Genomic DNA, 18582 nt, shown 5'->3' with positions numbered 1-18582 from the left:
GAGATAACCGCAACCGTTTGGTTGCCTTACAAGGAGCATACTATGACGCGTTTATTGCGTTTGCCTGATCTGTCGGCCTTCTGGCAGATGTTCGGCCTGCTGGCTTTGTTGAGTCTGCTGGCCCTGCCCGCCCTGGCCGCGGAAAAGCCAGGCACGGCCCCCAAGGACAAATTCGCTGAAATGGACAGGAACAACGACGGCAAGGTGGTTCTTGAGGAATTCATGGCCACCTTTCCCGGTATGCGGGAAGAGGCCTTCAAGTCCATCGACAAAAACGGCGACGGCGTTGTGGTGCGTGAGGAATGGGAAATCTTCAGCAAGGATCACGCCGCAGGCATGAGACCGGGCACTATGCCCCCGGCCGCCAAGACACAGGGCGTGCGCATGAACAATATGCCCGGCGATCCGATTATTCCCCCGCCGGGCAACGCCAGCATGCCTTTGCTGACGCCGCCTGATGGCCGATAAATCCAAAACTCCGCCCTTTCCCGTTCCCTGGCGGCTTGTGGAACCGCAATCGGACGGAAAAGGCGCGGATGACACACAGCGGCGGCCTGAAGCGGTCGCCGCTTCCGCTTCGGGCCCGCGCAACAGCGCGGCACGCGCTCCGTGTGACCGTGGAAAAGGGGCAGGGGGCCGCCGCAACGCGTTGCGGCCCCAAAGCAGGCCCGTCTTCCCGGATTTTCCGCGCGGCCAGGCGTCCGCGGCTGCGGGCAGCAAAGAGCCCGCGCCAGGCACGCCCCACGGCCGGGCCCAACATGCCTGCTCCAACGGCCAGCCGCGCTTTGTGCCCATGTCCGCCGCGGAAATGCGCGCCCTGGGCTGGGACGGGCTGGACGTGCTGCTGATCACGGGCGACGCCTATGTGGATCATCCCTCCTTCGGCTGCGCGCTGCTGGCGCGCTGGCTGATCCGGCACGGCTTGAAAACCGGCCTGATCGCCCAGCCCCGCTGGGACACGCCCGAGGATTTCCTGGTCATGGGGCGGCCGCGCCTCTTCGCCGGAGTCAGCGCCGGGGCTTTGGATTCTCTGCTGGCCCATTACACGGCCTTTCGCAAAAAACGTCATGATGACGCCTATACCCCGGGCGGCAAAGCCGGGGCGCGGCCCAACCGGGCCTGCCTGGTCTATGCCAATCTGGCGCGCCGGGCTTTTCCGGGCCTGCCCGTTGTGCTGGGAGGCATTGAGGCCTCCCTGCGACGGGTCAGCCACTATGACTTCTGGACCGACACCCTCCGCCGCCCTCTGCTCATGGACGCCAAGGCAGATTTGCTGATCTGGGGCATGGGCGAACGCGCGATTCTGGAATGCGCCCGTCGACTGGAGCAGGGGCGCGATCTGCCGGGCATTCCGGGCACGGCCTGGATCGACAGGCTGGACGCCGACGGTCGCCCGGCCAATCTGCCGGAAGCGCTTGCCGCTGCACCGGGCATTGTTCTGCCCGGCCATGAACGCCTTCTGGCGGAACCGGAGCAATTGCTCAGACTTACGCAAGAGCTGGAGCGCCAGGTACACCGCGGCGACGCCTGGGCCTTTGAGCCTGTCCAGGGCCGCGCTCTGGTGCTGGCTCCTCCGGCAGCGCCACTGAGCACAGCGGAAATGGACGAGCTCTACAGCCTGCCTTTTTGCCGGGAGGCTCATCCGGCCTATGCGGAGCCCATTCCGGCCGCGGAAATGCTGCGCACCAGCATCACCAGCCACCGGGGCTGCGGCGGCGGTTGCTCCTTTTGTTCCCTGGCCTTGCACCAGGGACGAAAAATCAGCTCACGCTCGACCGCGTCCATTCTGGCCGAAGCAAAGCGCCTGGGAGAGGAAAACATGGCGCGGGGCAAAGGACCGGTGGCGATTTCCGATGTGGGCGGCCCCACGGCCAATATGTGGCAGGCGCATTGCGCCCTGGACGCGGAAACTGCGCAGGGCGGCGCCGCGTCTCATGCCGGCGGCTGCCGCCGCTCCAGTTGTTGCTTCCCTTCTGTTTGCAAGGCTTTTGTGACCCCGCAGCGCAAACATGTGGAACTGCTGCGCGCGGCAGCGGCCTTGCCCTGCGTAAAGCAGGTGCGCGTGGCCAGTGGCGTGCGCGCCGATCTGGCGCTGCGCGAGCCCGAGGCCCTGGCCGCCTATACCGGGGAGTTTACCGGCGGCCAGCTCAAGGTAGCCCCGGAGCACTGCGCGCCCTCGGTGCTGGCCCTGATGCGCAAACCGCCGCTCGCGGTTTTTGAACAATTTCTGGAAAGCTTCGCGCGCCAAAGCCGGGCCGCGGGGCGCGAGCAATATGTGGTGCCCTACCTGATGAGCGCCTTTCCCGGCTGCACTGACGAGGATATGCGCATCCTGGCCCGCTGGCTGCGGCAGCGCCGCTGGAGCCCGCGCCAGACCCAGTGCTTTATTCCCACGCCGGGCACCATTGCCACGGCCATGTATTATTGCGGCCGGGACGAAAGCGGGGAAGCCATTTACGTGGCCCGCTCCGACGCTGCCCGCCTGCGCCAGCATCGCATCCTCATGGCCACGCTCGCCGGTTCTGACGAACGCCAGGCCCCACGCGCGGCAGAGCGGCGGAAAAGGCCGCGTTCCGGCTCACGCTAGAGCATTTTCACTTTGAAAATGCTCTGCTGACGCGAAAGCGGCAGCCGCCGCAACGCGGCGTACATTCAGGCGAAAACCGCGTTTTTCGCCTGAATGCCACCTTTGACTTTTATAAAAAGTCAAAGGTAATCTGCTCTAGAGTGCTTTGCTCATGAAAGCAGCTGAACGCTCTCAATGAGAGACGTTCAATCCAAACCCGCTCTACAGAAAACGGGAGACCACATAGGTGCCCCAGACCAGAAGGATGCCCATCTGGGCAATGAGCTGCGCGGCGCTGCCCATGTCCTTCGCTTTTTTGGACAAGGGGTGCAGATCCGGCGAGATACGATCAACCACGTTTTCAATGGCGCTGTTCAGGAGCTCCACCAGAAGGGCAATGAGCAGCACCAGGCTGAGCAGCACGCGGTCCCCCCAGGTCTGGCCCAGCCAGAAAGCCAGGGGCAGGCCGAACACGCAGCCCCAGACGATCTGGCGAAATGCCTGCTCGTCCCGCCAGGCGGCAACAAAGCCGTCACAAGAATAAAGACAGGCGTTCCAGATCCGCCGCAGGCCGGAGCGCCCCTTCAGATCATTGCGAAGATTGCGCGGTGTTTGCTCAGTCATGGCTGTCTACCTTTAGAGCATTTTGCTTTTGAAATTATTCAATTTCAAAAGCGGCGCTGCCATCATTTCGCCTGAAAAGCGTGGTTTTCAGGCTCATTCGGCGCGGGCGTCCGCTCCCGCGGCCGCCAGAGCAATTTCAAAGTGAAATTGCTCTAGAGCCTTTCAAAGGTAACATGCGCTCTTTCCGCAGCCCGGATTGCAGCCGGGAAAAAGCCCCCTCAGTCTGCAAGGAGAAAAAATGTCTGATGCCGAAGATCGCCTTACCCGCCTGGAAGAGATCAGCTTTTTTCAGGAAGAGCAGCTCAGGGAACTCAACGACGCGCTCACGCTCCAACAGGAGCAGTTGGACAGGCTGGAGCAGCAAATCGCCGACGCGCTGGCAGTCATCCGGCTCTTGCGCGACAAATTGGCCGATCAGCCTGAAAACGCCCCGCCCCCGCACTTTATGCCGGAGCGCTACTAGAGCAATTTCACTTTGAAATTGCTCTGGCGGCCGCGGGAGCGGACGCCCGCGCCGAATGAGCGTCCAGACCGCGTTGCGGTAGCCGTTAGCAAGCTTTGCTTGCTTACGGATAGCGACAGCGGTTGCGTTGACTGGCTGCCGCAGTAACCAGTTGCTGTCTTCATCCGTAGCTTCCTTCGTCGCAACGGCTGAAGCCTGGACGCGAAATGATGGCAGCGCCGCTTTTGAAATTGAATAATTTCAAAAGCAAAATGCTCTAGAGCAGATTACCTTTGACTTTTTATGAAAGTCAAAGGTGGCATTCAGGCGAAAAACGCGGTTTTCGCCTGAATGTACGCCGCGTTGCGGCGGCTGCCGCTTTCGCGTCAGCAGAGCAATTTCAAAGTGAAATTGCTCTAGAGCGGTTTGCTGTTGAAAACGGCAACCGCTCTGACGGCCGCGGGAGCTGACGCCAGAGCGGTTTAGCTCATTTCATGAGCAAAACGCTCTAAAAGCCGAATCCGTCGGCGTCACTGCCGGAAGAACCGAAGCCGAAGTCATCCGGCACGCTGCTTTGCGCTGCGGGCGCGGCTTCCTCGGCCCCGGCAGCGGCGGCTCCTGCGGCAGCGCCGCCCACCACCATGCCTTTGAGACCGTCCTTGATGGCGTCCTTGATATTCTGCATAAGCTCGTCATGATTCACGGCCACTTTGCCCTGATACTCGGCAAGCTGTTTGCGCAGGCCGCCCATGTCCGCATTCAGGGACTTGATTTTCGCTTCCAGTTCGTCGCACTTTTTCTGCAAGGCCTCGGCTCTGGCCTCGGCAGGCTCAAGGGCGCGCACGCGCTCTTCCAGCTTCGCGGCCGCGGCTGTTTGCGTCACAAGGCTGCCATAGGTCTCGGCCAGGCAGTCCAGCGTCTGCGCGGCAAGGGCCCTGGTGCGGCCGTCCATGGGCGTCAGCGAGATATTGTCGCCCAGCGCGCCCCTGGCGCGGCTGACAAAACCTTCCCAGGACTGATCCTCGCTCCAGGTCAGATCCATGAATTTCGGATACCAGCGGGCCAGCCACGCCGCGGCAAACGGCCCTGCGGCCTTGGCGCAACAGTCGCAGGCAACGGAGCGCCCCACCACATAGCCGGCGAGATCCTTAACGTCCACGCCCTCTTTGCCCACCACCAGGGCCAGAACCGATTCCACGGGAAACACTTTGCGATCACTATCAGACATGGCGGCCTCCTCCTCGGAGATCGTATTTTTTACTTTGATGCGTTGCTCTTTCTTTCTGCCTTGCCCGCTCAGCTTCGCCCGTACATGCGGACGTACAGCAGCGCCGCCGTGCGGTACACAAAATGCCCCAATTTGGACCAGGGCAGATACGCAAAGAGCATCCAGACAAAGACCAGATGCAGGTAATAAATCACAAAAGCGGGCCTGATGGCGTCGGCCAGGCGGAAGCACTGGGCCAGGACGCCTGTCACGGCCACCAGCCAGATGATCCCCAAAAGATACCAGTCCTGGAAGCTGGAGCCGTGATCCGCGGGGTTCAGGCGCATGCGGCGCGCGGTCAGCAGGGCCAGGCCGATGAGCAGGAGCAGCGCGCCGATATTGGCCAGGATTTTGACCGGGAAGGTCAGGGGCATGGGCGTCTCGATTTTGATCAGGGGAATAATTTTGCCGCCCCAATGGCCCAGGGCCACGATGGCCGTGACGCAGGCCAGGATCGCAAAACTCCAGAACAGGATCGCATGCCCGTACTTGCGGTTGGGCGTATCCTTGCCGGTGACCGGGCCGTCCTCGCACTCGTCGAACTTGCGGTGGGTGATGACTTCCTCCCAGAGCACATCCCAGAGGTGGAAGACCCAGCTTTTGGTTTTGCCGATCACCATGAGCGTGCCGTCAGGCTGGAACATCTTCCAGAGTTTGCGCACCCCGAGAGAGAGGATGAACAGCGCGCCGAAGAAGGTGAGCATGAAGATGGGGTCAATGGTGTAGTCGCCGTAGAAAATCTGGCCGAAAACGATCCGGCCGTCAGCCGCGCGCGGGAACCATTCGCCGTTGTTGCAGCCGGCGCGGAGCCACCAGACGATCAGCCAGAGCACCGCCGGGATGGCGAAAAGAATGGGCAGACCCGAGGCTTTGCTCATCCATTTGCCCACAATGGCGGGCGCGGTCAAATCCTTGTAGAGCACATTGCGGGCCGCGGCCATCACGTCCGCGGGCTTGGCGCCGCGCGGGCAGAGATCCGAGCAGTTGCCGCAATTGTGGCAAAGCCAGAGATCCACGTCGCCGCGCAGTTTTTCCTTCAGGCCCCAGGAGGCCCAGACCATTTCCTTGCGCGGATACGGAGCGTTGGCCGGGGAGAGCGGGCAGGCCACCGAACAGGTGGCGCACTGGAAGCATTGCTTGAGGGACTCGCCCCCGGCTTCCCCGAGCTCCCGGGCAAACTCCAGATCCGGTTTAAGCGTAGATTGTGCCATTGCTGCCATCCTCCTACATGCCCTTGAACGGGTTGGGGCCCAGCTCCATGATCCGGCCCACAAAGCCGTCAATCAGGTCGGGAACCGTGTCGTATTCGTCAATGGCCACTTCAAGCTGTTCCACCCGCTCGGGCTGCACGCCCAGACGGTCAAGGGTCTCGGCAATATTGTCCCTGCGCTTGGCGCAGATCTCGGAGCCTTTCACAAAGTGGCACTGATAGTCGTCGCCGTATTTGCAGCCCAGGAGCATCACGCCGTCAAAGCCCTTGCTCATGGCGTCGGAGACCCATATAGCATTGACCGAACCCAGGCAGCGCACCGGGATGATACGCGCATAGGGGCTCCAGGCCCTGCGTCGCATGCCCGCCATGTCCAGGGCCGGGTAGGCGTCGTTCTCGCAGGCCAGAATCAGGATGCGCGGCCCTTCTTTCTTGAAGTCCCTGGGCACCTGAACCTCGCGGATCATGGAGCCGATCTGGTCAATATTGTAGTTGGCAAAGGAGATCACGCGCTCGGGGCAGGCTCCGAAGCAGGTGCCGCAACGCCGGCAGCGGGCCGGGTTGGGCTTGGGCGTGCCTTTCTCGTCGTCATCCAGGGCGCCGAAGGGGCATTCCTCGGTGCAGCGCTTGCATTGGGTGCAGCGCACGAAATTGAACACCGGGTAGGAGGCGTCGCCGGAACGCGGCAGCACAGCAACCCCGTGCCCGGCCGCCTCAATGCTCTGCACGGCCTTGAGCACCGCGCCGCGCGCGTCTTCCTCGCAGGCGTCCATGGTCATGGGCTGGCGCACGCAGCCCGCGGCGTACACGCCGGTGCGCCGGGTCTCATACGGAAAGCAGATGTAATTGGAATCGGCAAAACCGTCAAAAAGTTCCAGATCCGGGAAGTCCGGACCCTGGCGGTAGGCAAATTCCACCACCACATCCTTGGCCGTGGTGGGCACCAGGCCCGTGGGCAGCACCACCAGATCCACGTCCAGATCAAAATCCATGCCCAGCAGGGTATTCTGGCAGGAAACCACCATGTGATCGCCGGCCTCGCGGATCGCGGTCACATCGGCCTTGGTCATCATGATCCCCAGGCGATTCTGCATCTTCTTGTAGAAGCGCTCCAGAATTCCGGGCACGGTCATGTTCTTGTACAGGATAAAAGCCTGAACCGCGTCGTTGGTCTTTTCGCAGACGATATTGGCCAGCCGCAGCATGCCCACGCTGTTCACCGCGTTGGAGTAGGCAAGGTGGCGGATGGATTCCAGATCTTCCTTGACAAAAGGCTTTGCCTCGCCCTCGGCCTCGGCTGCTGCGGGCCTGGCGGCTTCGGCCACGGCTTGGGCCCCGGCGGCGTCGGCCTGGGCCCCGGCGGCGGCCACGGCTTCCTCAGCCAGCGTGGTATCCAGCACAAAGGCAATACGCCGGGCAGTCACTTCCCCTGCGGACAGCATTTTGCCGAACTGGGCCGCGTGCACCACCCTGGGGCTTTTGCCCAGGCCCATGGGGGCCAGGTATTTTTCGTCCAGAGGCGCCCAGCCAGAGGCCAGAACCACGGCGCCCACTTCCACGGAAACCGGGCCCCCGGCCGTGGCAATCACAGCCGTGAACGCGCCGGGCTGGCCTTCCAGCTTTTGCATCTGCGCGTTCAGATGCGTTGTGATTTTGGGATCATTCGTGACCCGGCTGATCTTTGCGGCCAGATCCGCGGGCTGTTTGTCGGTCCAGAGCGGGCCCTGGGGCGACGTCACGGGAATATTGTTGACTGCGCCGCCCAGTTTGTCGGCCTTTTCCACCAGCACGACCTCATAGCCCGTGGCCGCGGCTTCGGCAGCCGCGGTAAGGCCTGTCCAGCCGCCGCCGATGACCAGAATGCGCGGCGTGCCGGGAACGGCCGCCGAATCGGGAACCTCGCTTTTCTGGAGCTTGACCACGCCCATGTTCAGATAATCGCGAGCCATGAGCGTGAGCAATTCGGGCGCGCCGTCCCTCGCGGGCGCGGAGCTGGCCTGGGGATCTTTGAACGCCAGCACGCATTGCTCGCGCAGGTTCACATGTTCCACCTGCACGGGGAAGCGGTAGAGATCCGCGTCCACGCGCGGCGAAGCGCCGCAGAGCAGCACCCCGTCAAGGCCCTGCGCCGCAATGTCCGCCCTGATCTCGTCCACGCTCTCGGCAAGCACCGGGCAGACCTTGACCACAGGCGTGAGCTCGCCCCATTTTTCGCGTAACTGCGCGGCCAGGGCTTCCACGTCGAGCCCCCCGCCGATATTCTGCAGGTCAAAATAGACGCCAATTTTACCGGCCATGCCGCCTACCTCCCTTTCACCGTTTGTACCGCCTTCAGGGCGGCGGCTGTGCCGGACTGCGCCGAGCGCGTCACATCCAGAGGCATGCGCGCGCAACCGGCGGCGAAAATGCCGGCCTCCTCGCCGCCCGCAATGAAGCCGTCTTCATCCAGCGGCACGGGCAGCGGCAAATTTTCGCCGGCCAGCGAGGGCTGCATGCCTGTGGCCAGCACCACGAGCTCATAATCCAGAGTGAGTTTTTCGCCGCGCACGGCGTCCTCCACAGTGATTCTCACCATATCGCCCTCGGCCTGGACCGCGTCGGCCACCTTGCCCTTGACAAAACGCACGTTGGGCAGGGCCTTGACTTTCTCAAGCACATTCACATAGCGGCCGGGCGCGCGCAAATCAATGTAATACACGGTAATCAGAGCGTCCGGATTTTGCTCCGCAATGTACAGGCACTGTTTCAGTGTGGCCATGCAACAGATGTAGGAACAATAGTTGAGATGATTCTGATCGCGTGAGCCGGCGCACTGCACAAAGGCGATTCTGCGCGGGGGCCTGCCGTCCGAAGGCCGGACAATGCGGCCCCTGGAAGGCCCGAAAGGCGAGGCGAGCCGTTCCATCTGCATATTGGAAATGCAGTTTTTCACCGTGCCTGCGCCCAGATTGCTCAAACGGGTAACGTCATAGGGCTTCCAGCCTGTGGCGAGCACAATGGAGCCGACCTTAAGCTCAATTTCGCGCGCTTTTTCGACAGGATTGAGAAACTTGTTGCCCGCCACCCGGGCCGCGTCGGACTTGGAGAGCGTCTGCACATCCAGGACGTAGCGCCCGGGAAAAGCAAAGGGCATGGATTTGTAGAGGGCCTTGCGCCTGGAAAGCCCCAACTCAAAGGCATCCGGGGTTTCGCCTTCAAGCGCGGAGGCCAAAAGGCTGAAATCCACATTGTGGGGAGCAACGCGGCGCGGGCTCAGGCGCACCCGCACGCTGTAATCGCCTTTTACGCCCGTCAGCCCTGTGACCTCGGCCAGGGTGAAAAATTTGATGCGCGGATTTTTCCTGATGCGCTGGAACTGAATCTCCAAGCCGCAGGAGGGGGGACAGAGTTTGGGAAAATATTTGTTGAGCTGGGCCACACGGCCGCCAAGCCAGGGCGACTTTTCGACGATATAGACGTCATGGCCCAGTTCCGCCGCTTCATTGGCGGCTGTGAGGCCTGAAAAGCCGCCGCCCACGACGAGAATGGCATTGGACATCCTGGATATCCTCCTGCGTTGTTGCATCGCGGCTGAAGAGGGTGAACCGCCCCTCCGCCGCAGGAAAAAAGGGGCGGCCGCCAGGCGACCGGCCCAGAGCGTTGACAACGCAAGGCAAGCGAAAACCAGGAGCCCGGCGCGGCTTTTGCCCGGAAGGCATCCCGCAGGGACGCTGCCGTTACCGTGTGCGGCACGACCGGAGGCCGCGGGGATTGCCGCGTTTCTGTGGCCGCGCGTTTCCCCGGTCGCAAGGAGCATGAGGCGCCGGCCGGCAAGGCCTGGTTTCTGCGCCGCCCGCCCGGCGGCGTGAAGGCCGTAAAGCGGGTTTTGTCAACATTCTGGGGCGGCCGCCACACGGTCGGCCCCGGCAAACGGGCACGCAGCCCGGGATTGCCATTGGTTTGCGGCAATCCGGGGGCGGCCTTGCGGCCGCCCCTCTTGCAATGACAATCGCCGACTAGTCGGGGATGATCTGGTAATAAGGCTTCTTGAAGATCTTGGTCTCGCCGGTGGCGGGATCAAACCTGGAGTTCACGAAGCACTTCCACTTGCTGTCGTCCAGGCCCATGAAGTCGGCCCGGTAATAGAAGCCGGGATAGCGGGATTCCTCGCGGAAGGCGATGTGCTGCATGTGCAGGCGCACCGTCCAGAGGCGATGGTAGTTTTCCCAGCAGCGCAGCAGTTCGTGCAGATCGCGGGCAGCCAGCTTTTCGGAGTCTTCTTCCATCATGGTCAGCAGGTCGAAGCCCGTGTTCAGCAGAGCCTGAGAGGTGGTGTAGTAGGTGGCCACGCCGCCGCCGTATTCATCGGTGCACTTGATCAGGCGCATCATGAAGTTTTTGGGCGCGATGTAGTTGGGGTTGACCACCGGATCCGTGGACGCGGCCTTGCCGGCCATGAAGTTGTCATAGGGGCGGTAGATGAGCTTGCGCAGCTCTTCGGCCGTTTCCTTGAACTCGGGCTGATAATCCTTGTGATCCACGCACCAGCGCACCATCTGCTTGCCGGCGATGCGCCCTTCGGCGTGCGAGCCGGAGGAGAACTTGTGGCCGGAAGCGCCCACGCCGTCGGCGCAGGTGAACAGGCCTTCCACGGTGGTCATGCGGTTGTAGACCTTGCCGTTGGCGGCTCTGACCTTGTAGTCTTCAGGAACCCAGTCTTCGTCCGGGCCGGAGACCCAGATGCCGCAGCAGCCGGAGTGCGAGCCGAGCAGGTAGGGCTCGGTGGGCATGATCTCGGAGCCGCGCTCCTCGGGCTGGGTGTTGGTGCAGGCCCAGAGGTTGGCCTGACCCACGCACATATCCAGGAAGTCTTCCCAGGCTTCGGACTCGAGATCCTTCTGCTCCTCTTCGTTCAGGGAGGCGAAGGTGTTGACCAGGGCGGTCTTGGTGTCCATATAGATGGGCCCGCGGCCTTCGCGCATTTCGCGCAGCATCATGTGGTTGCGCAGGCAGGTGGGGATCACGTTGCCCTTGGCGTAGCCGCGATCCTCATACGGCTTGAGCATGGCCTTGTTGGTCACGCAGTAGTCTTCGCCCTTGGAGTTGGTGGCCTTGGCCTTGAAGAGCAGGAACCACGCGCCCACAGGGCCGTAGCCGTCCTTGAAGCGGGCGGGCACGAAGCGGTTTTCCATCATGGTCATTTCCGCGCCGACCTGAGCGCACATGGTATAGGTGGAACCCGCGTTCCAGACCGGATACCAGGCGCGGCCCATGCCCTCGCCCGTGGAGCGGGGACGGTACACGTTCACCGCGCCGCCTGCGGCCACCATGATGGCGTTGGCCTTGAAGATATGCACTTCGTTGGCGCGCAGGTTGAAGCCCACGGCGCCCGCAATGCGGTTGGGGGTGTTTTTGTCGAGCAGCAGTTTCACCACGAAGATGCGTTCCATGATCCGGTCTTCGCCCAGGGCATTCTTGGCCGCTTCGGCCACGATGCACTTGTAGGACTCGCCGTTGATCATGATCTGCCAGCGGCCGGAACGCACGGGCTTGTCGCCGTTGCGCAGGGATTTGCCCGCGGCCTTGGCGGCCGCGCCGTTCAGGTTGTGGCCGTCGTCGGCCTTGATCCAGCAGGGCAGGCCCCAATCCTCGAACAGATGCACGGAGTCGTCCACATGGCGGCCCACGTCGAAGATCAGATCTTCGCGCACCAGGCCCATGAGGTCGGTGCGGACCATGCGCACATAGTCGTCGGCGCTGTTTTCGCCGAGGTAGGTATTAATGGCCGAGAGGCCCTGGGCCACGGCGCCGGAACGCTCCAGCGCGGCCTTGTCGCAAAGCAGGATCTTCAGACCATGCTTGTCCCCCCAGCGCACAGCCTCGTAAGCGGTGCCGCAGGCGCCCATGCCGCCGCCCACGATCAGCAGGTCGACTTGATGCTCTTTGATTTCAGGTTCAGAAATGGGCACGCCCCTGGTCGCTTCCTTCACGGGAATCATAGGCATAACAGTTTCTCCTTATCGCACTGATGGTTGAAAGCGGCTCAGCGGCCGTGAACCTGGGAGGTGTAGACCTTGTCGGCTTCGGTCACGTCGAACTTCTTGCCGAGCACTTCCTTGGGCCTGGCCAGTTCTTTTTCGGTGAACAGCAGCGCGTCGTCGAGGCTGGCGCCTTCGGGCCGGCCCTCGTACGGCTTGATCGAGCCTTCAGGCGTAGTGCGAATGGGGAATTTGAAACGCTTCACATTGCCGCTGCGGAACTTGACGGTCCACATGATCGAATCGGCCGAACGCATGGGGATACAGGTGCCGCCCATGGGCGCGAAGTCCGCATAGGGGCGGGCCGTGATGGCGCCCTGGGGGCAGATTTTCACGCAGGAATAGCATTCCCAGCAGGCGTCGGGCTCCTGGTTGTAAGCCTTCATTTCCTCGGGATCGAGGATCATCAGGTCATTGGGGCAGATGTACATGCAGGCCGTCTTTTCGCCACCCTTGCAGCCGTCGCACTTGGACGGATCGACAAACGTCGGCATACGTATCCTCCAACTCTTAAAGTGTTACAAAAAATCCGCAGCCCTGGGCGAGGCACGCGCGATTGCCAGTGAGCGCGCCTCGTCATTGCGCCGCTCGAAAGATGAGGGCGCATGGCTTGCGCATTTAGTAACAAGCGAACGCTCTCCGCGTCAAGCCCCTTTTGCAAAAATTCGCGGGTTCTTCACAGGCCAGTGCCCTGAAAAGCCTGTCTGGAGACTCTTTGAAGACTATAGCGAAATCTGGAGCGTGTAAAGACCCTTGCAGAATTTTACCCGCCGCGTGAGGCAACAAATGCCCCCGCGCGGGCACATCGGCCTTGCCAGCGACCGCGTTTCGGGCTAACAGGCTTGCGCAGGCCGGGCGCCGCCTGCGCCGCATGGCCGAAACCCGCCGGGCATCGCCACCAATCTTTAAGGATGCAGCATGAACGACAGACCGCACGACACACGGCCTCGCCGCGCTTTGCGCGACGTGGTCTCGGACATTGACCGCGACATACTCAAGTTATTGCTGCGCCGCCGCAATCTGTTGACGCGCATGTACAACAGCCAGGGTTTTCTGGAGCCCTCCGAAGAAAAAATCCTGCGGAAATCCTGGGAGGCCGCCGTCTCCCGCGTCAGCCGCGACGCGCGCCTCTCGGGCCGTTTCTTTTCCCTGATGCAGGAGGTGGAATTCCTGCCCCGGCCAAGCGCCGGGCAGGAGGATCAGGACGCGCCCGAGCGCGGCGCGGATCGCCGCACAGCCTTCAACCTCGCGCCGCCCGCGCGGCCGGCGCGCCTGCTCATGCCCGCGCCCCTTGCCTGCCGCGCCACCAGGGCGTGGCTCATGCTGGCCGCGGCCACGGGCCAGGGGCTGCGCCTTGCGCCCTGCCTGATGAACGACCCCATTGTGGATTGCGTGAAGATGCTCAACCAGTTGGGCGCCGGCCTGAACCGCGAGGAAGACGGCGTGACCGCCCACGCGACCGCGCCTGTGGGCGCGCCGGACAAGGTGCTGTATGCGGGCGACAGCGCCTGGAATTTTTTTCTTCTGCTCGGGCATTATCTGGGCCGCCCTTCGCGGGCCAAAATCAGCGGCGAGTCGGCTCTGAAACTGGCGGATTTTTCTGCGACCCGCCGTTTTCTGCCCGCCCTGGGCGCGCGCCTTGTGCATGTGGTGCCCAAAAGCAACGGCTTGCCCGCGCGTCTGGAGTGTTCTGGCATTCTGCCGGATACGGCGACGCTGCCCGCCGATGTTCCGGCGGAGCTGGCCGAAGGCATTCTGCTGGCCGCGCCCTTGTATGAGCGCGCCCTGACCCTGGATCTTGCGGCCCATCCGCTGCAAAAACTGATTCTGGCCCGCACGCTGCCCATTCTGCGGGCGGCCGGAGCCGACGTGGTTGTCGAGAACGCCCGCGTGCGTGTTGCCCCGGGCCCCTTGCGCCTGCCGCCGCAGCCGGAGTTGCCGCTGGAGCCGGAACTGGCCGTTTTTTTGCTGGCCCTGCCCCTGGCTCTGGGCGGCGAAGCGCGCCTTGCGGGGATCTGGCCCCAATGGCCCGGGGCCCTGGCCGGGTGGGATCTGCTCCAGGCCCTTGGCCTGGATCTGCGGCAGGCAGGCGGGGAGATTCGCGCCAGGGCCGCGACGCCGCTCAAGAATTTCCCTGCCCTGGCCGCGCACGCGCTGTCGGATGTTCCCGCAGACTGGACGCCCCTGCCCCTGGCCCTGGCCGCCTGCGCGGCTCTGCGCGGCGGCGAGGCCGTGCTGCCGCCGCTGCCCTCTGCCGCGGACACGGATGAAGTCGCAAGTTTTCTGCATGCCGTGGGTTTGGAAACCGATGCCGAAGGCAGATTGTGCAAATCATCACAAGAAAGCATCGCCTCGGCCTGGAACGCGCCCGCTCCGGCCTGGGCCCTTGGCCTGGCCCTGGCCGCCTGTGCCAGGCCGCATTTGAAACTGGGCAATCCCGGCATCATGACCGCTCTTTACCCGGCCTTCTGGTCTCTCTACAACGGTTTGCCCGAACCATCCTTGCGGCGAGCGGCCGTGGAAGAAAGCGTGACAGCCCCGGCGCGACGGCGGATTCTCACCACCAGCGTGGCTGTACCTCCCGCGATCAGGGATGAGGATGCCTGATACTGCGCAACGTTAGAGCATTTTCTCTTTGAAAATGCTCTGCTGACGCGAAAGCGGCAGCCGCCGCAACGCGGCGTACATTCAGGCGAAAGCCGCGTTTTTCGCCTGAATGCCGCCTTTGACTTTCATAAAAAGTCAAAGGTAATCTGCTCTAGAGCATTTTGCTCATTTCATTGGCAAAACGCTCTAAAGCAGGGTCATGTACAGAGGAATCGTAATGATCGAAAACAGGGTGGAGAGTGAAACCATCAGAGCGCCGAATTCCGCGTCCGCGCCGTAATGGGCGCTTACAATGGCGGCCTGCATCAAAACCGGCAGCGAGGCCTGCGTGATGAAAACCTTGGCCATCAGCTCGGGAACCGGAAAAAACGGCACCAGAAGCATGATTACAAGAGGGCTGACCACCAGGCGGCCAACCAGGGCCAGAATCAGATCACGATCAAAACGGACTTTGCGCAGATCAATGGTATACAGGGTGATGCCGATGAAAAGCAGGGACAGCGGCGTGGTCAGGTTGCCCAGGAGTCTGGCCGCGTCCAGGAGGAAAGGCGGCAGGGTGATCTTGCACAAAACCAGAGTCAGGCCGGTCAGAAAGCCCAGCATGGGCGGCGAAAATATGTGCCGGATATTGTCCATGAGCCGGACTTTTCCCTTGCCCTGCCCGCTGTCTTTGCTGATCGCGTAATTGCCCACGGTCCAGAAAAAAATGGTGCTGGCAAAATAATAGAGCAGCACATGGGGCAGGGATTCTTCCCCGAACAGGGCCACATTGACCGGAATACCCACAAAAATGGTGTTGGAGTTGGAGACGCAGGCGCAAAAGAGGCCAAAATGACGGCGTTGCACCCGGAACAGCCTGGCCGCCGCAAAGGCAAGGGCAAAAGTCACCGCCAGCGAGCTGAAAGGCAGCAGCGAGCCGTAGAGCAGATGCAGAAAGTTGTCGCGGTCAAAGGAGCTCATGAACGTGGACATGAGATAGGGCGGCAGCGCCACATAGGTGACGATCCTGGGCAGCAGCATCTGTGATTCCGTAGAAAACCAGCCTCTCCAGGCCAGCAGATAGCCCACCATGCCGACCAGCAAGAGGCCGAAAATTCCACCCAGGGCATGTAAAAAAATCATAGCTTCTCTTTACGGGCTTTTGCCCGCTCGGTAAACAGCAGGCTGGCGCAAAGCGCCTCTCCGGACTTTCCTCCCACAGTCAGGGCCGTGTCTGTTGAGAGCGTTTTGCGCCTTTCATGAGCAAAATGCTCCAGGAGAAGACGCAAAAACCCCGCAGGGCAGAACGCCCTGCGGGGTCGGACGCCTTGCGCTTTTGCCTGCGGCTTACAGCATATATTTGCTGTTGGCCTCGCGCATTTTTTTCACTGCCGCGGCCAGAGCTTCGGTGTTCAGCACCATTTCCATCATGGCGATCTGCTCTTCCCAGGCCGCGGGATCAGCCTCGCTTTTCATTTCCTCTTCAAAAATGTGGTACACGCAGAGCCCCAACGGGACTCCGGCCAGCGGACCGGCAAAGGTAGGGTCGCCCAGAGTGACGGTTTCGGCATAAATTTCCGCCCCTTCGGGATCGGAAGAGCCGAGCACCACCACCAGGTTTTCCGCCCCGACCTTTTCAGCGGCGTCTTTCACGCGCTGCTGATTTTCCAGGTCCATGGCGCCTGCGGCTGTTCAGACAAAACATTCGGTGGCCGAAAACAGCACTTCGGCTCCCGAGTTGGCGAATACCGCTGCCATAGCCGGGCCGGGAACGCCGTCCCGCTCGCCCAGCAGCAGCAGTTTCTTGCCGGTTAACTTGCCCATGCCAATCTCCTTTTGGTTTACACGGCTTATCCGCCAGAGTCATGCGCCGCCGCGCAATCCGGCGACCGGGGAAAGGATTTCCCCTGGCGAAGAGTTCACTGCAACAAGCTTTCCGCGCCTGCCCTGATGGCTTCCAGGGTCACCTGGTCGCTGCTGATCCGCTGCACGTTTTGCCCGCCCTTGTAAAAAAGAATGGTGGGCACGGCCATGACCTTCAGGGAAATGACCAGGCGGCGGTTTTCGGCCACATTGAGCTTGCAGAATTTGATTTTGCCTTCATACTGGCCGGCCAGTTCCTCCACCTGCGGCATGAGCGCAAGGCAAGGGCCGCACTGCGGGCCCCAGAGATCCACAATGACCGGCACAGCGCTTTTCAGCACCTCGGCTTCAAAATTTTCCTTGTCCACAATGAGCATAATCCACCTCGCTGGTTGAGTTGTCGCGGCAGTGTCGCCTGAGCCCGGCCCTTCTTCGCCCGACTTCAGGGCAGCAATGCTCCCGCGCCGCACGCCGGGCCAAAGCCTTTCAATGCAGACTAGAGCAGATTACCTTTGACTTTTTATGAAAGTCAAAGGTGACATTCAGGCGAAAAACGCGGTTTTCGCCTGAATGTACGCCGCGTTGCGGCGGCTGCCGCTTTCGCGTCAGCAGAGCATTTGCAAAGAGAAAATGCTCTAAGAACTTCTCTCTTCCCTGTCGGCCGGGGGCGGCTTCACGCGTGCGTTGGGCGCTGGCGCAACGCCCGTCTGCTCCACGGGGCAGAAGAAGGGCAAAAAAGCCGCCGTTCCTGCCGCCGCGGCACGCAAAGCTCCAGGCCCTATACATAGCCCGCTGCCCTGAGCACTTCCCCGGCCCGCGCCCTGGCCGCGGCCGCCAGCTTAATCACCGGGCCGGTGCAGCCCATGGCGGCTTCGGCATAAATGCCCACTTTCCACAGGGCATGCACCGCATTTTCCAGATCCAGCACGTCAATGCCGTGGATTTCCTCATCCGTGGGCTCGACCGGCGGCATGGCCGGCGGCGCGTCCTGCGCTGACGCGGCCTGCGGTTCCAAAGCCGCCAGTTCTCCGTCCAGGCCCGCAGCCCGCGCAGCTCTGAGCTCCTCGGTCACCCTGCCCGGCAGATTGCCGCGCACGGCCTGCGCCGTACAGGCCAGAGCATTGGCGATGACCGGCGCGCCCGAGGCGCGGGAGATGATGGAAACCACCTTGTCCCAGCCTTCCCCGGCCGACGGGCCGTACCCCCAGCCCGCAGTCTCGTAGACGCCGCCGCTGTTGAAAGCCGCGAAGACCTTCATCAGCACGTTGCCGGTCAAGGTGTCGCAGACGCAGACATCCGCCGCGCCCGCGAGGAGATCGTTGCCGCGCAGCAGCGCGCCGCCGTCGCTGCGCACGCTTTCTCCAAAGCGCACGGGGTAGCCCCGTTCCCGCAATCGAGCCAGCGCGCGCAGAACCTGGGGCGCGGCATCCAGATTGAGCACGCCCAGGCTCGGATTTTCCACGCCCAGGGCCTTGGCCGCCGCAATCCCGTAGAGGGCGTTGCGCAGCATGGCGCAGGCCCGGTGCGGCGCGCTGATGCCCGTGGAAGACGCCAGGATCATGGGTCTGCCCCTGGCCGGGGTCTGGATGCGGCCCAGTGTGGCAACGCCCACCGGGAAGGGATAGTGCAGCGCCACAGCGCCCTGCAACGCCCCGGGGCCAGTGCTTTCCAGGGCTTTTTCCATAGCCGCGGCCATATCGGCCTCGCAGGCCGGAGTCTCAATCCAATCCATACCGGGGGGCAGAAGCGCGTCGGGCCTGGGGCCCAGGCCCACGGCCTGGATGCGGGGATCGTGGCGCATGGCCAGGGCCGCGCCCTGCAGATAGTCTTCCACCGGCACTTCGCCGCCCGCGGCCATCAGGCCGATGCGCAGGCGCGGGCCGCCCCCTCCGGCCGCGGCCACCAGCTCCGCCAGGGCTTCGCCGATCAGGGCGCGTTTGTTGCGGTCGGAAGTATCGGGGTCTGGGCTCTGCCGCGCCTGTTTGCCTGCATATATATCCGCCATGA

16 protein-coding genes are annotated in these 18582 nt (G+C 62.5%); 4 read left to right on the top strand and 12 right to left on the bottom strand.

Annotation, left to right across the window (positions count from 1 at the left end):
• The first annotated feature begins 42 nt into the window (after positions 1–42).
• Both G7Y52_RS00950 and G7Y52_RS00945 read left to right on the top strand, forming a co-directional pair.
• Positions 43–468 carry an EF-hand domain-containing protein gene (locus tag G7Y52_RS00950; RefSeq protein ID WP_165064678.1) on the top strand — a complete coding sequence of 142 codons (426 nt, stop codon included), beginning with the start codon at positions 43–45 and terminating at the stop codon, positions 466–468.
• Between the two features lie 325 nt (positions 469–793).
• Positions 794–2587, top strand: a complete 1794-nt coding sequence (locus G7Y52_RS00945; protein ID WP_165064925.1) for a YgiQ family radical SAM protein — start codon at positions 794–796, stop codon at positions 2585–2587.
• A gap of 201 nt (positions 2588–2788) precedes the next feature.
• Here G7Y52_RS00945 and G7Y52_RS00940 read toward each other — a convergent pair whose 3' ends face one another.
• A complete protein-coding gene (locus tag G7Y52_RS00940) occupies positions 2789–3190 on the bottom strand; it encodes a diacylglycerol kinase (RefSeq protein ID WP_165064675.1) in 402 nt (133 codons plus the stop codon).
• A 238-nt stretch (positions 3191–3428) separates the two neighbouring features.
• On the opposite strand from G7Y52_RS00940, the gene G7Y52_RS00935 reads away from it, so the two are divergent.
• On the top strand, positions 3429–3653 hold the full coding sequence (locus tag G7Y52_RS00935; protein ID WP_165064672.1) for a SlyX family protein: 225 nt from the start codon (positions 3429–3431) through the stop codon (positions 3651–3653).
• A gap of 487 nt (positions 3654–4140) precedes the next feature.
• Here the strand turns inward: G7Y52_RS00935 and G7Y52_RS00930 are convergent, their stop codons facing one another.
• From G7Y52_RS00930 to aprB, 6 genes are all read right to left on the bottom strand, one after another.
• On the bottom strand, positions 4141–4860 hold the full coding sequence (locus tag G7Y52_RS00930) for a hypothetical protein (protein WP_165064669.1): 720 nt from the start codon (positions 4858–4860) through the stop codon (positions 4141–4143).
• Between the two features lie 68 nt (positions 4861–4928).
• Positions 4929–6110: a quinone-interacting membrane-bound oxidoreductase complex subunit QmoC gene (gene qmoC, locus G7Y52_RS00925; RefSeq protein WP_165064666.1), complete on the bottom strand. Its 1182-nt coding sequence runs from the start codon at positions 6108–6110 to the stop codon at positions 4929–4931.
• 13 nt (positions 6111–6123) lie between these two features.
• A complete protein-coding gene (locus tag G7Y52_RS00920; RefSeq protein ID WP_165064664.1) occupies positions 6124–8406 on the bottom strand; it encodes a hydrogenase iron-sulfur subunit in 2283 nt (760 codons plus the stop codon).
• 5 nt (positions 8407–8411) lie between these two features.
• Positions 8412–9647: an FAD-dependent oxidoreductase gene (locus G7Y52_RS00915; protein ID WP_165064661.1), complete on the bottom strand. Its 1236-nt coding sequence runs from the start codon at positions 9645–9647 to the stop codon at positions 8412–8414.
• Positions 9648–10104: 457 nt separating this feature from the next.
• A complete protein-coding gene (aprA, locus tag G7Y52_RS00910) occupies positions 10105–12093 on the bottom strand; it encodes an adenylyl-sulfate reductase subunit alpha (RefSeq protein ID WP_165064658.1) in 1989 nt (662 codons plus the stop codon).
• Between the two features lie 38 nt (positions 12094–12131).
• On the bottom strand, positions 12132–12620 hold the full coding sequence (aprB, locus tag G7Y52_RS00905; protein ID WP_165064655.1) for an adenylyl-sulfate reductase subunit beta: 489 nt from the start codon (positions 12618–12620) through the stop codon (positions 12132–12134).
• 424 nt (positions 12621–13044) lie between these two features.
• Between aprB and G7Y52_RS00900 the strand changes: the two genes are divergently transcribed.
• Positions 13045–14733, top strand: coding sequence for a 3-phosphoshikimate 1-carboxyvinyltransferase (locus G7Y52_RS00900; protein ID WP_165064652.1), 1689 nt, complete (start codon positions 13045–13047; stop codon positions 14731–14733).
• 186 nt (positions 14734–14919) lie between these two features.
• On the opposite strand, the gene G7Y52_RS00895 is transcribed toward G7Y52_RS00900, so the two are convergent.
• The 5 genes from G7Y52_RS00895 to grdD all read right to left on the bottom strand — a co-directional run bounded on the left by G7Y52_RS00895 (position 14920) and on the right by grdD (position 18580).
• The gene (locus G7Y52_RS00895; protein WP_165064650.1) at positions 14920–15855 is read right to left on the bottom strand and encodes an AEC family transporter; all 936 of its coding nucleotides are present in this window, start codon (positions 15853–15855) and stop codon (positions 14920–14922) included.
• Between the two features lie 204 nt (positions 15856–16059).
• Positions 16060–16536 (bottom strand): glycine/sarcosine/betaine reductase complex selenoprotein A, encoded by a 477-nt coding sequence (grdA, locus tag G7Y52_RS00890; protein WP_165064647.1) that lies wholly within the window; start codon positions 16534–16536, stop codon positions 16060–16062.
• A 95-nt stretch (positions 16537–16631) separates the two neighbouring features.
• The gene (locus G7Y52_RS00885) at positions 16632–16952 is read right to left on the bottom strand and encodes a thioredoxin domain-containing protein (RefSeq protein WP_165064644.1); all 321 of its coding nucleotides are present in this window, start codon (positions 16950–16952) and stop codon (positions 16632–16634) included.
• A 109-nt stretch (positions 16953–17061) separates the two neighbouring features.
• Positions 17062–17361, bottom strand: coding sequence for a hypothetical protein (locus G7Y52_RS00880; protein ID WP_165064642.1), 300 nt, complete (start codon positions 17359–17361; stop codon positions 17062–17064).
• A complete protein-coding gene (grdD, locus tag G7Y52_RS00875) occupies positions 17354–18580 on the bottom strand; it encodes a glycine/sarcosine/betaine reductase complex component C subunit alpha (protein WP_165064639.1) in 1227 nt (408 codons plus the stop codon). The genes G7Y52_RS00880 and grdD overlap by 8 nt, the downstream gene beginning before the upstream one ends.
• Positions 18581–18582: the final 2 nt, after the last annotated feature.

This window comes from Desulfovibrio sp. ZJ200 (assembly GCF_011039095.1).
Classification (GTDB): Bacteria; Desulfobacterota; Desulfovibrionia; order Desulfovibrionales; family Desulfovibrionaceae; genus Desulfovibrio.
The sequence above is the reverse complement of the archived record's forward strand: the minus strand, read 5'-3'. Positions and strand labels throughout refer to the sequence as shown.

Coding starts and splice junctions, on each gene's coding strand:
- G7Y52_RS00950 (WP_165064678.1), top strand. CDS start 43: ATGACGCGTTTATTGCGTTTGCCTGATCTGTCGGCCTTCTGGCAGATG.
- G7Y52_RS00945 (WP_165064925.1), top strand. CDS start 794: ATGTCCGCCGCGGAAATGCGCGCCCTGGGCTGGGACGGGCTGGACGTG.
- G7Y52_RS00940 (WP_165064675.1), bottom strand. CDS start 3,190: ATGACTGAGCAAACACCGCGCAATCTTCGCAATGATCTGAAGGGGCGC.
- G7Y52_RS00935 (WP_165064672.1), top strand. CDS start 3,429: ATGTCTGATGCCGAAGATCGCCTTACCCGCCTGGAAGAGATCAGCTTT.
- G7Y52_RS00930 (WP_165064669.1), bottom strand. CDS start 4,860: ATGTCTGATAGTGATCGCAAAGTGTTTCCCGTGGAATCGGTTCTGGCC.
- qmoC (WP_165064666.1), bottom strand. CDS start 6,110: ATGGCACAATCTACGCTTAAACCGGATCTGGAGTTTGCCCGGGAGCTC.
- G7Y52_RS00920 (WP_165064664.1), bottom strand. CDS start 8,406: ATGGCCGGTAAAATTGGCGTCTATTTTGACCTGCAGAATATCGGCGGG.
- G7Y52_RS00915 (WP_165064661.1), bottom strand. CDS start 9,647: ATGTCCAATGCCATTCTCGTCGTGGGCGGCGGCTTTTCAGGCCTCACA.
- aprA (WP_165064658.1), bottom strand. CDS start 12,093: ATGCCTATGATTCCCGTGAAGGAAGCGACCAGGGGCGTGCCCATTTCT.
- aprB (WP_165064655.1), bottom strand. CDS start 12,620: ATGCCGACGTTTGTCGATCCGTCCAAGTGCGACGGCTGCAAGGGTGGC.
- G7Y52_RS00900 (WP_165064652.1), top strand. CDS start 13,045: ATGAACGACAGACCGCACGACACACGGCCTCGCCGCGCTTTGCGCGAC.
- G7Y52_RS00895 (WP_165064650.1), bottom strand. CDS start 15,855: ATGATTTTTTTACATGCCCTGGGTGGAATTTTCGGCCTCTTGCTGGTC.
- G7Y52_RS00885 (WP_165064644.1), bottom strand. CDS start 16,952: ATGCTCATTGTGGACAAGGAAAATTTTGAAGCCGAGGTGCTGAAAAGC.
- G7Y52_RS00880 (WP_165064642.1), bottom strand. CDS start 17,361: ATGTATAGGGCCTGGAGCTTTGCGTGCCGCGGCGGCAGGAACGGCGGC.
- grdD (WP_165064639.1), bottom strand. CDS start 18,580: ATGGCGGATATATATGCAGGCAAACAGGCGCGGCAGAGCCCAGACCCC.